Origin of the sequence: Acinetobacter schindleri CIP 107287 (assembly GCF_000368625.1) — a bacterium.
GTDB classification, from domain to species: Bacteria; Pseudomonadota; Gammaproteobacteria; order Pseudomonadales; family Moraxellaceae; genus Acinetobacter; species Acinetobacter schindleri.
On the sequence record NZ_KB849575.1, the window covers coordinates 620,747 to 635,877 of the forward strand.

Annotated in this window: 15 protein-coding genes; 7 read left to right on the forward strand and 8 right to left on the reverse strand. The window is 43.7% G+C overall.

Annotated elements, in window-relative coordinates:
* Window positions 1–264: 264 nt before the first annotated feature.
* From F955_RS16310 to F955_RS06165, 3 genes are all read right to left on the reverse strand, one after another.
* Window positions 265–519, reverse strand: coding sequence for a YfhL family 4Fe-4S dicluster ferredoxin (locus F955_RS16310; RefSeq protein WP_004892469.1), 255 nt, complete (start codon window positions 517–519; stop codon window positions 265–267).
* 2 nt (window positions 520–521) lie between these two features.
* Window positions 522–1,931, reverse strand: a complete 1,410-nt coding sequence (trhP, locus tag F955_RS06160; RefSeq protein ID WP_004892471.1) for a prephenate-dependent tRNA uridine(34) hydroxylase TrhP — start codon at window positions 1,929–1,931, stop codon at window positions 522–524.
* A 128-nt stretch (window positions 1,932–2,059) separates the two neighbouring features.
* Entirely contained in the window at window positions 2,060–2,476 is a 417-nt protein-coding gene (locus F955_RS06165) for a Cd(II)/Pb(II)-responsive transcriptional regulator (RefSeq protein ID WP_004892473.1), read from the reverse strand.
* 85 nt (window positions 2,477–2,561) lie between these two features.
* On the opposite strand from F955_RS06165, the gene F955_RS06170 reads away from it, so the two are divergent.
* Window positions 2,562–3,176, forward strand: coding sequence for a cation efflux transmembrane domain-containing protein (locus F955_RS06170; protein WP_004892475.1), 615 nt, complete (start codon window positions 2,562–2,564; stop codon window positions 3,174–3,176).
* Window positions 3,177–3,238: 62 nt separating this feature from the next.
* Here the strand turns inward: F955_RS06170 and F955_RS06175 are convergent, their stop codons facing one another.
* The gene (locus F955_RS06175; protein WP_004892477.1) at window positions 3,239–4,018 is read right to left on the reverse strand and encodes a ferredoxin--NADP reductase; all 780 of its coding nucleotides are present in this window, start codon (window positions 4,016–4,018) and stop codon (window positions 3,239–3,241) included.
* A gap of 105 nt (window positions 4,019–4,123) precedes the next feature.
* On the opposite strand from F955_RS06175, the gene tsaA reads away from it, so the two are divergent.
* Window positions 4,124–4,831 (forward strand): tRNA (N6-threonylcarbamoyladenosine(37)-N6)-methyltransferase TrmO, encoded by a 708-nt coding sequence (tsaA, locus tag F955_RS06180; protein WP_004892479.1) that lies wholly within the window; start codon window positions 4,124–4,126, stop codon window positions 4,829–4,831.
* Window positions 4,832–4,874: 43 nt separating this feature from the next.
* Here the strand turns inward: tsaA and F955_RS06185 are convergent, their stop codons facing one another.
* Entirely contained in the window at window positions 4,875–6,134 is a 1,260-nt protein-coding gene (locus tag F955_RS06185) for an MgtC/SapB family protein (RefSeq protein WP_004892481.1), read from the reverse strand.
* Window positions 6,135–6,344: 210 nt separating this feature from the next.
* On the opposite strand from F955_RS06185, the gene F955_RS06190 reads away from it, so the two are divergent.
* The 4 genes from F955_RS06190 to F955_RS06205 all read left to right on the forward strand — a co-directional run bounded on the left by F955_RS06190 (window position 6,345) and on the right by F955_RS06205 (window position 10,671).
* A complete protein-coding gene (locus F955_RS06190) occupies window positions 6,345–8,102 on the forward strand; it encodes a type IV pilus assembly ATPase TfpB (protein ID WP_004892485.1) in 1,758 nt (585 codons plus the stop codon).
* A 103-nt stretch (window positions 8,103–8,205) separates the two neighbouring features.
* The gene (locus F955_RS06195) at window positions 8,206–8,568 is read left to right on the forward strand and encodes a NirD/YgiW/YdeI family stress tolerance protein (protein WP_004892488.1); all 363 of its coding nucleotides are present in this window, start codon (window positions 8,206–8,208) and stop codon (window positions 8,566–8,568) included.
* Between the two features lie 119 nt (window positions 8,569–8,687).
* Window positions 8,688–9,353 carry a response regulator transcription factor gene (locus F955_RS06200; protein ID WP_004892490.1) on the forward strand — a complete coding sequence of 222 codons (666 nt, stop codon included), beginning with the start codon at window positions 8,688–8,690 and terminating at the stop codon, window positions 9,351–9,353.
* A gap of 7 nt (window positions 9,354–9,360) precedes the next feature.
* Window positions 9,361–10,671 carry a sensor histidine kinase gene (locus F955_RS06205; protein WP_004892493.1) on the forward strand — a complete coding sequence of 437 codons (1,311 nt, stop codon included), beginning with the start codon at window positions 9,361–9,363 and terminating at the stop codon, window positions 10,669–10,671.
* A 96-nt stretch (window positions 10,672–10,767) separates the two neighbouring features.
* Here F955_RS06205 and hemP read toward each other — a convergent pair whose 3' ends face one another.
* On the reverse strand, window positions 10,768–10,938 hold the full coding sequence (gene hemP, locus F955_RS06210; RefSeq protein ID WP_004815360.1) for a hemin uptake protein HemP: 171 nt from the start codon (window positions 10,936–10,938) through the stop codon (window positions 10,768–10,770).
* 142 nt (window positions 10,939–11,080) lie between these two features.
* On the opposite strand from hemP, the gene F955_RS06215 reads away from it, so the two are divergent.
* Window positions 11,081–11,980 (forward strand): thiamine phosphate synthase, encoded by a 900-nt coding sequence (locus F955_RS06215; RefSeq protein ID WP_004892496.1) that lies wholly within the window; start codon window positions 11,081–11,083, stop codon window positions 11,978–11,980.
* A 29-nt stretch (window positions 11,981–12,009) separates the two neighbouring features.
* Here the strand turns inward: F955_RS06215 and F955_RS06220 are convergent, their stop codons facing one another.
* Both F955_RS06220 and mrcB read right to left on the reverse strand, forming a co-directional pair.
* Window positions 12,010–12,549: a tetratricopeptide repeat protein gene (locus F955_RS06220; protein ID WP_004892500.1), complete on the reverse strand. Its 540-nt coding sequence runs from the start codon at window positions 12,547–12,549 to the stop codon at window positions 12,010–12,012.
* 13 nt (window positions 12,550–12,562) lie between these two features.
* Complete coding sequence (gene mrcB / locus F955_RS06225; RefSeq protein WP_004892502.1) at window positions 12,563–14,956, reverse strand: penicillin-binding protein 1B; 2,394 nt, start codon at window positions 14,954–14,956, stop codon at window positions 12,563–12,565.
* Window positions 14,957–15,131 lie beyond the last annotated feature (175 nt).

Consider the following 15,131-nt stretch of genomic DNA (forward strand, 5'->3'; position numbering starts at 1 on the left):
GGAAAGCACCTGGGTTCCCCAAAACCCAGGTGCTAAAACATCAATCGACTCTATTTCTTATTCCCTTTTTACAGGAACTCCGGACGCTAACACCAGAGTTCCTTTTTTTATATTTACTTTCCTTCGTTTTAGATCAGTCAGAAGCATCCCCAATTGCTTCTGACTGTTCCTTTCCTCTGCGCTGTTTTTGTTTTAATTTATTATTATGCCTTCACCAAGGTTGTTCTTTAGATCAGCATAAAATATGCCATCTTTAAGATTTCATTAAGAGTTGAATAGATTCAGTCCCTTAAATTTCTCCATCAATTGTTCTTTGGTCTCCACATGCTCCGGATGGGGCACAATGCACTCAATTGGACACACGGATACACAGGTTTGATGATCATAGAAACCGACGCATTCCGTACAGCGATTGACATCGATTTCATAGATTTTGTCGCCTTCATAAATGGCATCATTAGGACACTCCGGCAGACACATGTCGCAGTTGATGCATTTATTGGTAATCAAGAGTGCCATGCTTAGCCTGCCAGATAAGCCAGTGAAGATGCAGAAATATCTGCAGTCGATGTCGGCAGGTTGCGAATGAGCAGGGCATATTGCATATCAATATCTGCCGGAATCGGAATTTCGACGATATGCCCCGAACCTTTGGCATTTTCAATCAGATTGCCTTTACAGTCTTTGATCTCCGTCAAGGTGAAGCTAATGTTGCCTTTAGGCGTCATCAGCTCCAGTGAGTCACCGACTACAAAACGGTTTTTCACATCGATCTTGATGTAATCTCCATTTCGCTCTAATATTTCACCACAGAAAATTTGATGATCAAAACTGGAAGAACCATGTTCATAGTTTTGATATTCACTATGAACATGGCGACGCAGGAAGCCTTCGGTATAACCTCGATTTGCCAAACCTTCCAGTTGGGTCATCAGTGATGGGTCAAATGGCTTGCCAGCTAAAGCATCATCAATGGCTTTGCGGTAAATCTGTGCAGTACGTGCACAGTAGAAATAGGATTTAGTCCGACCTTCGATTTTTAGCGAATGCACACCGACTTTGGTTAATCGTTCTACATGCTGGACTGCACGCAAATCTTTTGAGTTCATGAAGTAAGTGCCATGTTCATCTTCTTCGGCAGCAAACATATCTTCATCGTTACGCTGAAGTAGGACCGGCTCGTCAAATTGATGTTGAGCTACTTTATGAGCTTCATCCATATCTTGGGAGCAGCAGCCTGAATCCAGATTTTTCACCGGTATCACATCACCGGTCACATCTTCTTTGGCATCCAGAACTTTGTATTCCCAGCGGCAAGCATTGGTGCAGGCACCTTGGTTGGCATCACGTTTATTCATGTAGCCAGACAACATGCAACGTCCGGAGTAGGCCATGCACAGTGCGCCATGCACGAAGACTTCAATCTCCATATTTGGTACTTGCTGTTTGATTTCTGCAATTTCTTCAATGGATAGTTCACGTGACAGAATCACACGAGTAAGCCCCATATTTTTCCAGAACTTCACCGTTGCCCAGTTCACGGCATTGGCCTGTACAGACAGGTGAATATCCATATGCGGGAAATGTTCACGCACCATCATAATCAGACCTGGATCGGACATGATCAGTGCATCCGGTTGCATCGCGACCACAGGTTCAAGGTCACGGATAAAGTTTTTCAACTTGGAGTTATGTGGCTGGATATTCACCACCACATAGAATTTTTTGCCAAGATCATGTGCTTCTTTGATGCCTATAGCCAGATTGTCATGGTCAAATTCATTATTCCGAACCCGCAAGCTATAACGCGGCTGGCCGGCATAGACTGCATCTGCACCATAGGCAAAAGCATAGCGCATATTTTTCAGTGAGCCAGCAGGTGAGAGAAGTTCAGTAACAGGGATTATGCTCATGACGAAATCGAAAGACATATAAAAAGTACGGCTTTTATTTTATTCATCTAAAAACAAGATTCAACCAAGTAAATCACTCGGAAATCATGGTTTTTGTTGATATTTTCAACATTATCAAATAAGTAAAACTGAAATAAATATACAGACTATTGATCTTCGATTTCAGACCGTTCCAGGGTTTTCAGGATTTGACAATGGTCAACCGTAGTCGGCGTATTACAGCTATTTCTTAGCTCGGTAAGCTGAGTTTCAAAAACTGCTAATTCTTTCATTTTACTGGTGATATCCTGTAGATGCTGGTCAATAATATTGTTGACTGCTGTACAGTTCTGCTCGGGATTTTGCTCCAGTTCGATTAAGGTCTCGATTTCCTTTAAGGACATATCCAGATCACGACAACGCTTGATAAAAATCAGTCTTTTAAGCGCTTCATCATCAAAATAACGATATTGATTATTTGCTCGAAAATTCGGCGTGATGAATCCTTTTTTCTCATAAAAACGCACCGTTTCAGTAGTTAAATGTGACTTTTTTGCGATTTCTGAAATTAGATACAAAGACATATATACCTCAGGCTTGACCTTGGAGTTACTCCATAGTTTCTAATCACTGTATCGCATTTCGTATAAAAATACATCGGAGAAGAATATGGCCTGTAGCTGTAGTCATGAACCGGCACCCATCAAGCCAAACAGCAAGTTTAGAATGGCTTTATGGATTGCCTTATGGATTAACCTCAGTATGTTTCTGGTAGAGCTGATCGGGGGAGCCTATGCTCATTCTTCAGCTTTATGGGCCGACTCGCTAGATTTCTTTGGGGATGCAGTGAATTATGGGATTTCACTGGCTGTATTAGGCGCAAGCCTGTACTGGCGAGCCACTGTAGCCTTAATTAAAGGCCTGACTATGGCAGCCTTTGGTCTGGTGGTGATGGCTAAAGTCATCTATGCCTATCTGCTCGGTATTCCTCCTGAAGCCATCACGATGGGTATCATCGGCGCAATCGCTTTACTGGCCAATGTGATCACGGCTGTGATTCTTTATGCTTTCCGTGATGGAGACTCAAACATGAAGTCTGTGTGGCTGTGTAGCCGAAATGATGCAATTGGCAACGTAGCAGTTATTTTTGCGGCCATTGGTGTATTTGGAACCGGTAGTTTATGGCCCGATATGATTGTGGCGGTGATTATGGCCAGTCTGGGATTAACTGCAGGATATCAGGTGGTGAAGCAGGCATTACAAGAACGTCGTACACCTGCATGATAAAAATTAATACTAAATAAAAAACCGGGCAATTTTGCCCGGTTTTTTAGATTCAAGGAATCTTATTTTTCAACGAACGCACGTTCAATTACATAATCGCCTAGAACACCCATACGTGGAGATTCTTTCAGACCGTGTTGGTCAAGAAGCGCAGCAACGTCATCAAGGAAGGCTGGGCTACCGCATAGCATTGCGCGGTCAGTTTCAGGGTTAAAACGTGGCAGACCGATTTTTTCAAACAGTTCACCAGTTTCAATTGCAGTCGTTACACGGCCTTGATTTGGATATTCTTCACGAGTTACCGTCGGGTAATACACTAATTTTTCTTTAGCGCCCAATTCTGAGAAGAACTCATGGTTTGGTACTTCATTCAGGATTAAATCTTGATAAGCCAGTTCTGAAATGAAACGCGTACCGTGAACCACGATAATTTTCTCAAAACGTTCATAAGTTTCAGGATCGCGAATAGTCGACAGGAAAGGTGCAAGACCAGTACCTGAAGACAACAAGTACAGATTCTTACCAGGATTCAGGTCATCCAGAACCAGTGTACCTGTCGGTTTTTTAGAAACCAGGATTTCATCGCCAACTTTTACTTTTTGCAGAATAGAAGTCAGTGGACCATCTGGAACTTTAATCGAGAAGAATTCCAGTTCTTCTTCATAGTTTGCACTTGCAATTGAATATGCACGCATTAAAGGCTTACCATTGACCTCAAGGCCGATCATCACAAACTGACCGTTTTTAAAACGTAATGCAGTATCACGAGTCGTTTTAAAAGAGAATAATGTGTCATTCCAATGGTGGACGTGAGTAATCTTTTCGACGTTAAAAGCAGCCATTAAAGGTCTCAATAAGTTATCAAATTAGAACAGGTTGCTATTCTAAACCAAATTCATTCTCGATAAACTGAATATATTTAATTGAGCTTATCAAAAAAAGTGATTATGACTAAACTGACTATACCTGTAATCGGTATAATAAAATCTCCCTATAAAGAAAAATTTGGTATTCCACGTCAGCCTAATCTGGTGGAAGTGGAATCCTATATTGAAATGCAGGCGCCTTATAATGATCTGCTGGCTTTTGAGGGAATTGAGGAGTTTAGCCATTTATGGCTGCTCTGGCAGTTCCATGACAATAAAAATCAGGAAAACAGCAAGTTTCGTCCACAGGTACGCCCACCACGTTTAGGTGGAAACCAGAAAATAGGGGTGTTCGCGACACGTAGTATGTATCGTCCTTCGCCGATTGGTTTATCCGTGGTCAAGCTGAAAGAAGTGAAAAAAGTTGGCAAAACAGTCCGTGTTTATGTGACGGGCAGTGATCTTTTAGATGGTACTCCGATTGTCGATATTAAACCTTATATTCATTATTCTGATGCTGTGATGGAAGCGCAAAGCGGTTATGCTCAGGAGGAGCCAGTGCGCAAATATGTGGTCTGGTCGGAACAGGCAGAGCTGGAAAGAGAGCAGTTAGTCCAAACGAAAGGTCTTTCGGAACAAGTCATTCGGGAACTGGCAGAGGTTTTATCCCTTGATCCACGTCCAGCCTATCAGGAGGATCCGGAGCGAATTTATGGTATGCACTTTGCAGATTTCAATATCAAATTTATTGTAAATGAAACGTCTGTCCTGATTGTAGAGATTGAGTGATGGCTAAAGGGTTAGGGTACTTATACTTTCTGCTCAAATCATTCTAAAGTTTCAGCGTCCACCACAAAATTCCGATCAAAACTGCCATATGTAGAATCTGTACAGGTACAAAATACATCGCATATTTGAATCCGCCTGACAGGCCGGAATTTACAGATTTTGCTAAAGCATGGGCTGCAAGGCCTATGAGCAGGGCCTGAATTAGCCGTGTATTGCTCGGGTCACCCTGAATGACCACACTGGCCATGGCTGCATGAATCTCGAATAGTGAAGCCAGCAGGGTACCTGCCAGCAAGCCGGCATCGCCGAGTAAGAGTTCCAGCCCATAAATCGCAGCCTGAATCAGTGTCAAAGTGACTGCAATGATGACCGCTTCTTTCAAGCTAAACATCCGGCTATCTTCTTCTTTTTCACAATTTTCTGGCGGTTTGGCTTTACGCAGCAATAGAAATGCACAGGCAGCCAGAATGGCCATTGCCACTAAGGAAGGAAGCAAAATAATTTTAAGCCAGCTAAAAGATACGCCTCCGACCACAATGAACAGCAGTACTAAAGTCGAGATACAGGACATGAGTGCGGCACCCGCATTGGATCGAGCATCCATCTCACCTTTACGGACCTGTAGGCCCAGTTGGGCTACTGTGGCTGTGCTGGAAACAAAACCAGAGGCAATCGAAGAAAGCATCAGGGCATTTTTTGTAGAAAGTAAACGTTTGGCAATATGCGCTAGCGCCTGTACCACCAAAATTAAAGTTAAGAGTTTCAGAATCAGGTAGGGATTAAGCACCTTGCCCCATAGCGGTGTATCGGGTGTCAAAGGTAAACCAATCAAGACCAATGCCAGTAACAGTAAACCATCCCGGAATTCAGCTTCAGTAATCCATTTTCCAGCAATGTTATGCATGGAATGTTTGGCCATCAGAATGACGGTAATGAGTACTGCAAGTCCGGCAGCCAGCGGAATATTCCATAGACAGATTGCCCCAATAAAATAGGCCATCACAAAAGCAAGTTCGGTGATAATTCCAGGATCATCCGGCTGATTTCGGATAGAGGAAATGACCATGCCACCAATAATTAGTGCGCCCACCAGGCCAGTGATTATTCCGAATAAAAAACAGATAGCTCCCAATAGGGCGCAGATAGCAAAAGAACGTAAGCCTGCAAAGCTTGGCTGTTGCTCCCGCTGTTTATGCCGTTCTCGTTCCAGGCCTATCAATAAGCCACAGCCCAATGCTGAAGTCAGGATAGTGAGCAGTTCCTGAAAGGAGCTGTCATTCATGGGCACTGCGCTAAAATCCATATCCGGCCTTATTTTCAAAGGTATCTCTAAAATATAGGTCATAAGCTAGAGGATGAACAAGAGAGAAATGTGAGAGATAAGACAGGGTGAAAAGATTGGTAACGCTAAAGATTGGCATCAGCTAGCAGAAACAGCCAGAAGACACAGCAGGAGAATGCGAAAAATAGCAAAAACTTGTTATAGTGAAGGCAAGTTTAGGGGCCTATAACAATGAAATTTGACTTTGAAATTGATACCGCGTGGTGTCTGGAGCAACTTTTTAAAGACGGTAAGATCACTGATAGAGACCGTATGCTGGTACAGACGACGCATCGTCAGCGTGAACAGCTGAAATGGCATCCTTTACAGTGGATTGCCAATTTTAATCTGGTCGACCGTTCTCATCCCCAAAGTACACTTACCCTAAACCGTTTATGTCAATGGCTGTCAGAAAAAACAAATCTGCCATTTTATATTATTGATCCTTTAAAAGCAGATGTTCAGGCACTTACCGCAGTAATGTCGCAAGAATATGCGCTCCGTAACCGTATTCTCGCCGTTGAAATCCAGCCAGACAAAATCCTGATTGCTACAGATCAGCCTTATAAAATGGAATGGGTGTCGAATCTACAGCAGAATATCAGCCCGCGCCGTATTGAACGGGTGCTACTGAATCCGGAACAGTTGCAGCGATATATTGTCGAGTATTATCAGGTTAGTCGTGCTGTCAGTGGATCACAAAAATCCTCGGCTTATGACCGTGAAAATAAGGGTGTAGAAGCACTTTTACAGCTCGGTGATTCGCAAAATCCAGATGCCAATGACCAGCATATTGTTAAACTGGTGGACTGGGTATTGCAGTTTGCCTTTGAACAGGGTGCCAGTGATATTCATATGGAACCACGCAAAGATACCGGGAAAATCCGTTTCCGTATTGATGGCGTGCTGCATACCATTTATAAAATGCCAGCCAATACGCTTACTGCAGTGATTTCACGTATTAAAATTCTGGGCCGGATGAATGTGGCAGAAAAGCGCAAGCCACAGGATGGCCGTCTAAAAACCCGTACGCCTAAAGGGCAGGAAACGGAACTGCGTTTATCGACCTTACCCACCGCTTTTGGTGAAAAACTGGTAATGCGTATTTTCGATCCAGAGGTATTGGTACGCAGCTTCCAGCAACTGGGTTTTGAAGGGCATTTGCTGAATGAATGGAACACGCTGACCAGTCATAGTCATGGCATTATTCTGGTGACTGGACCTACAGGCTCGGGTAAAACGACTACGCTGTATTCAACTTTAAAGCAGCTGGCGACCGAAGAGGTCAATGTCTGTACCATTGAAGATCCAATCGAGATGCTAGAGCCAAGCTTTAACCAGATGCAGGTAAATACCGGGATTGATCTGGGTTTTGCCGATGGTGTACGGGCATTAATGCGTCAGGATCCAGATATCATCATGGTCGGTGAGATTCGTGATCAGGATACTGCCAATATGGCGATTCAGGCAGCATTGACCGGTCACCTGGTTTTATCCACATTACATATCAATGATGCACCGTCGAGTTTAACCCGTCTGCATGATCTGGGTGTACAACCATTCCTGACTGCTGCAACGATTCTGGGTGTATTGGCTCAGCGTCTGGTGCGTAAATTGTGTCCACACTGCAAAGTAGAAGGCTTTATGGATGAGCAGGAATGGCAGCATTTAGCAGCAGATTATCCATTGGCCCGTCCAGAATTTGTGTTCCGTCCAGTAGGTTGTGAGGAATGTCGTCATACGGGTTATAAAGGGCGTATAGGGATCTATGAATTTATGCCACTGAGTTTGGCAACCAAACAGCTGATTGGCGCAGATGCCAACTTGAACCAGTTACGTGCTCAGGCGAAAAAAGAAGGTGTAGAGCCACTTAGAATTGCGGGCGCACGAAAAGTCATTGAAGGTGTCACCACGCTAGAGGAAGTACTACGTGTAGTGCCACTGAATTAACTTTTAAAACCCATTTTTGAAAATGAAGTTTTCTTAAGATTCAATTCATCTTTAGCTGTTTTAATAGTTTCATCGAAACAAGACAGCTTAAAAGGTACTGAATATGAAAAATATGACCAAAGCATTTGTAGCAGTGGCACTTATTGGCTCAGCAACAACTGTGACTATGGCAGAAAGTACAGTAAACCAAAGCGCTTTTGCCAAAACTGTAACTGTAAAACAAGCACTCACCATGAAAGATGACAGCAAGGTACAAATCAAAGGTCATGTGGTGAAATCAGTAGGCGACGAAAAATATCAGTTCCGTGACAACACAGGCAGCATCAATGTCGAAATTGATGATGAGTTATGGCAAGGCAAACCGATTTCTGCCAAAACACCAGTAACCATTATTGGTGAAGTAGATATCGATTACAAACCAGCGAAACGTGTTGAAATTGATGTTGATGAAGTGCGTTTCAATTAAGGCATTGGCGATAGCCGAATGACCTGACTAGAGAAAACCACATGCAATATTACAAAAAGCATGTGGTTTTTTTTGTTTAAAATTCATGATTATATGTTGAAAATAAGGGGGAATTCAGCATGCGTATTCTTTTGGCGGAAGATGATGCTTCACAGGCAGAAAGCATTCAGACCTGGCTGGAAATGGATGGCTATGTAATTGACTGGGTTGAGCGTGGGGACCATGCCATTCTGGCGCTTGAACAGCATCAGTATGACTGTGTGTTACTGGATCGTGGTTTACCGCGAGCCAGTGGAGATCAGATTCTGACGACGCTACGTAAACTGCAGAAAGATACGCCAGTTATTTTTATTACCGCTCGAGACAGTATTGATGACCGGGTAGAAGGACTTGATTTAGGTGCCAATGATTATCTGGTCAAACCTTTTAGCCTGGAAGAATTGTCTGCACGAATTCGTGCCCAGATCCGCTTGCAGCAAAAAAATCTGAGCCATGTGCTGACCTGGGAAGACCTGCAGCTGGATATACAGGCTAAAACTCTGACTAAAGCAGGTGAAGTGGTGAACTTAACGGCCAAAGAATTTCAGATTTTGCATAAATTGATGCAAAAGCCAGAGCATGTAGTGACCCGGGAACAGCTGGAAGAATCTCTCTATGCCTGGGGGGATGAAATTGAGAGTAATGCCATCGAGGTTTTTATTTATCAACTGCGCAAGAAAATTGGAAGTCAGATGATCAAGACCATACGTGGGCTGGGTTATCGTATGCATAAAGCTGAAGGGTAGATCAATCATGGCTCAGGTGATTTCACTGCAACACAAGCTGATCAAGAATGCTATGTATAGTTCCATTCTGGCGGGTTGTCTGGCCTGGTTGTTATTACTGGGCATTTCTGGCTATCAGTCTATGCAGATTCATGATGAACTGATGGAAGATATTGCGGAACTGTTACTTGGCGATGTGACTCAGTCCCAAGGTCACAATGTGGATGATATCAGTGAAGAGTTTGAGATCCAGTATCGACTTTGGCTGGATCAGGACCAGCTAACCACTTCCGAAAATAACAATCTGTTGCAACATCAGTTACGTCATCAATCAGGGCTGCACTTTCAGTTTGGAAATGGACAGTTATTACGAACTTTGATAGTTGAAGATAACGGGCTTAAAGTTCAGGTCATACAGCCAGTATCCATACGCTTTGAACAAATTTGGAATAGTATTCTGGGTTTTGGTTTAATCCTTCTAATATTATGGCTGGTGAAATGGTTGTTACTACATCTATTGATTAAGCGTCAGTTAAAGCCACTTAACCGGATTTCACAGGATATTGCCTCTAAGTCCGCCCAGGATCTAAGTCCGGTTCAATCACCCGAACCGCAAATTGCTGAGCTACAACCCATCGTCAGTCAACTAAACCGGATGCTGGCTCGGGTAGAGCAGTCCTTAAGTGCAGAACAGCGCTTTACTGCAGATGCTTCGCATGAACTCCGCTCACCCTTATCAGCGATTCAAATGCGCCTGCAGGTGTTAAAACGCAAATATCAGACTCATGAGACATTGTCTCAGGATCTGGCGCAGATTCAGAAAGATGTCAGTCGTGGTACTCAGATTCTGGAAAACCTCTTGTTACTAGCTCGACTGGACCCTGAACAAAATCATAACCTGCCACAACAAAAGGTGGATTTGCCTGAGCTTATTCAGGATGCTTTAAAAACACTCACGCCGTTCGTAGAAGAAAAACAGCTGGACCTAAAACTTGAGCTAAATCCTGCTGATATTTCAGGAAACACAGAACTCATTTTCAGTTGCCTGCGAAACCTGATCGACAATGCCATCAAATATACGCCGTCTGCAGGTACAATTTTGATCCAGTGCCAGCATCAGGCGGATAAAATAGAAGTGGTAATTGAGAATTCAGGAGAGGGAATCTCTGAGGAAACTTTACAGCGACTTGGCGAGCGTTTTTATCGCGCTTTGGGCACTAAAACCCAAGGATCAGGCCTGGGATTATCTATCTGCCAGAAAATCATGCAATTGCATCATGGTGATATTCAATTTATGGCTTCTGATCTTGGCGGGTTAAAAGTCGTATTGCGCTTTTAGATCTAGAATCAGGAAAGAGACCAAATAAGAAAAAAAGCAGTACGCGCTGATTCATACTGCTGATGACCACGTTTATTATTGTGTGAGTTATTTTATTTATTTAGTGAGAATGAGACGATTATTTCGGGTCAAGCGTAGGCGGTATTCTTCACCGGCATGCATGATGCGAATTTCGCGTCCGAGAGCAAACAGGTTATTTGAATGCAGCATTGGTAATGCATGATGAGCGTCATTGTTACGTGTAAACAGGCTAAAAGGTGCGTTCATTCCATCGACTCCGTGGTATGTGCTTGGATTGATTTAAATGATAATCATTATCGAATAGAGCTGTCAACGCCTAAATTTTGCAATTCCTAAAAAATCCGCTATCACTTACAATTCGTAATATTTCCAGCCAGTTTATCTTCGTATGTCCAAAGCAAATATTCATGTCGCGATTGCCTTGTTATTTCACCAAAATCAGGTTCTGGTTGGCTGGCGGGAAGCGAAACAGCATCAGGGAAATAAACATGAATTCCCTGGCGGCAAAGTAGAAGAAGGTGAAAAACCGCTGCAAGCCTGCCGTCGTGAGATCCAGGAAGAAGTCGGTATTGATATCGAGCTTTGGCATTCTTTCGATTTTATTCGTCATGAATATGAAGATGTGATTGTGCATCTGCATTTATTCCATGCCAGTGTAGCTGAAGCACAGTTAGCCCAGATTCAGCAACCCTGGAAGTGGTATAGCCGCGAGCAGTTACAGCAGCTGAATTTTCCGAAAGCCAATGCGGTGATTTTAGAAAAACTGTTATGGCCACAGATGATTAAAATCAGCAGTGATCTGGCAGATCTGCATCAGCTCGACAAAGCGCAAATGCTGTATTGGCGAGTTGACGCCAACGCAGAACAGGCCGAGAAATTGGCAATCCTGCCGTTAGAAAAATTATCTCAATTGATAATTAATCATGACTTATATCTGCTGCTGGATGAACAACAGCAACAGAGTATTCAGACTTTACATCTTAAGCAGGCACAGTTGAATCAACTAAGTACCAGTGATCTGGTTATAGGGAAACGCTATATTGCTGCGTGTCATGATCATGCGTCTACACAACGGGCAGAACAGCTGGGCTGTGAAGCAATTTTTCTGAGTCCTGTGCTTCCAACAGCGACTCATACAGAAGTAGAGCCACTGGGATGGATTACCTTTGAGCAGATTGCCAAACAGATTCAGATTCCTGTGTATGCACTTGGTGGAATCAACAAAGAAGATTTGAGTCAGGCTCAATCCCATCATGCCTACGGGATCGCAGGCATTCGTGGGATATAAGTAAGTTCATTACTAAAAGTAATTATAGCTTAAAGAGCGCTTAATGCCTTCTGTGCTTTTTGAATGGTTTGTGGATTTTTTTGCAGCTGACCAGCTTTAAGAATCACCTGCCAGAGCTGCTTTTTCATGGCATTACTTTGGGCGTAGCTAAGGCCGCGCTGCGCAAACGCTTGCGCATTGGCGGGTTTATTCTTGCGATTCGCCAGCATCCCTAAATACAGATAGGTTTCAGGAGACTGCGGTGCCAGTCGCTGCGCCTGGGTGACATAGGCTTCAGCCTGATCAAACTTTTGTGCTTTATACGCTGTTTGAGTCTGCTGCATCAATTTCTTGAAAGCAGGTAACTGACGGCCATCATCAAACTGCTGTGGTTTAGGTTTCTGCTGCGGCACGACCACTTTTTGACGTTTGATTTCAGGATGATCATAAGGAGTAATCACTACACCATCAGATTTCTGCACCCGTGGTTTTTCAGGTGCAGGCTTGGCTGGAGCAGATGGTTCCTGCTGTATGGACTGACAACCGACTAAAGCAACTAAAATTGAACCAATCAGGATTTTTTGAAACATATATCTCACTCAATTAGGGTGAATAACTACCGCTTGAGATAATACGTGTATCTTGTAAAGAATCACGTTGGTTTTCCGTTTCAGTTTCTTCAATCCAGATCCCAATTTCATCGCTTGGATCGTCAGAACCTTGAGGTTCTTCTGAATCAATCGTATGTGGGGCAGGGGCATAATGCGATGCGCCACAAGCAGTAGCCTGATTTGGCATGCTGTGACGAGTCAACGGAATATACATGGCACCTTCACAGCCTTGAGCAGACAAATGACCTGTCGCGCGATCGACCCATTGCCATTGTACCTCACCTGGTTGATGCAGATTCACTGGCTTCTGGCGTAGCTGCTTCATGACACTGGTCCATACCGGTAGCGCACCAGATGATCCGGTCAAACCAGTAATCTTATTGTCATCCAGACCTAACCAGACCACAGCTAGGTAATTACCAGAATAGCCTGCGAACCATGAGTCACGGGTATCATTGGTGGTCCCTGATTTGCCAGCCAGACCAAGATTGCGTGGCAGGGTACTATAAGCAGATTGACCGGTACCGCTGCTCATGACCTGCTGTAAACCGTTGTTCAGGATATAGGCATAAGCCGGATCAATGGTTGGCTGAACCGTCAGGCCATAGCGATCGACCAGACGACCATTGGTATCCACCACGGAACGAATAGCTTTGACCGGATATTTAAAACCGCCAGTTGCAAAATTGCCATACAGACTCATCACTTCCATAGGTGACATATCTACCGCACCCAGATAAATGGAAGGGTAGGACGGAATATCAGAAGTCACACCAAATTTCTTCAGGTGATTGATAAAGGTTGACATACCGAATTCCTGCGCCAAACGTACCGCGGACAGGTTATAGGAATTTGCCAGTGCTTGAGACATTGGAACCACACCATGTGGGCGGCCACTATAGTTCTTGGGTGTCCAGGTCTTGCCATCAGTTTTAACGCTCAGCTCGCTGTCTTCGATCGGGCTACCCCAATGGTAACGGTTCGATTCAATTGCGGTCAGGTAAATCACAGGTTTTAATAACGAACCCACCTGACGCTTGGCATCCAGGGCACGGTTAAAGCCGGTAAAGTCTTGGGTCGAACCAACTGCAGCAACCAGTTCACCATTTTCTGGATGAGTGACCAGCACCGCACCTTGCAAATCTTTTAAACGTTTCGGATTTGATCTGCTTAAGTTCGCCACTGTATTTTTGAAGCTTTGCTGAATACGGGTCTGTGCCAATGGATCCAACGTGGTAAAGATGCGAAGGCCCTGATTAGTAATGTCACCCTCCTGATATTCGGTACGCAGCTGACGACGCACAATATCCAGGAAGTCAGGAAAACGTGCCGGACCTAGGGTTGGTTTTGTAATGACATTGAGAGGGCGTGCCTTCTCGGTTTCGTATTGCTCTTGGGTCAGATAACCCATGACCAGCATATTGTTCAGCACAATATCACGACGTCTTTTCGCCGTTTCAGGGTTACGCCATGGATTGTAGAGGGAAGGACCTTGTACCAGACCAACTAGAAATGCCTGTTGGGAAATATTTAATTCGCGCAACGGCAGACCAAAATAGAATTGGGACGCCAGACCGTAACCATTAATAGAATAATTGCCATTCTGGCCTAGATTCACTTCATTTAAATAGGCTTCAAGGATTTCATCCTTGTCATAATGCAATTCAATCAACATCGCCATAAAGGCTTCATTGACCTTACGTTTTAAGGTACGCTCTGGACTTAAATAGAAGTTTTTGACCAGCTGCTGGGTTAAAGTCGAGCCGCCCTGACGTTTACCACCGGTAATATTGCTGACCACTGCACGTGCAATCCCGCGCGGGGATACGCCATGATGGTGATAGAAATTACGGTCTTCAGTGGCGATCAGTGCTTCAATCAAAGGTTTAGGTACTTTATTCAGCTTGATCAGTACCCGGTCTTCATTATGTTGGGGGTAAATCCCGCCAATTAATAAAGGTTCCAAACGGGCAATTCCGGACGTCGAAGGCTTGGTGGCACTTACGTCATTAATCTCTTCACCATTGAAGCTGACTTTTAAAATCTGCTCAGGCTCAACTCGGTCACCAAAGTCAAAACCACGGGTATGTACATATAAAGTATCACCAGAAGTCACATAACTTCCGGACTTGGTATAGCTTTCAGCACTCTTATATCCGAGCAGTTTAAGCTCTTCCTGAAGATCCTGTTGGCTGACAGGTGCATTGACATAGATTTCCATCGGACGTGCAAAGACTTTCGCAGGAATGTCCCAGCGCTGGCCTTCAAATTTGTCACGTACAATATTATCCAGACGAATCAGATAGATACTAAAGGCAACAAAGGCTGAAATGACCAAAACGGAAAAGATTAAGGCAATAAACCCCAAACCACGTTCATACTTCATAAATGATGATAAGCGTCTGTAAAATTCTGCTAATCATGCGAAGCTTTTAGGGAATTTGCAATATTTAAAGAGAAATTGGTTAAAAAATATCAATTAAAAAATACACTTAGTCTGCATAATATTATTTCTAACTTGCTCTACTTATACATAAAAACCAGGGAAAATTGTCAACGAG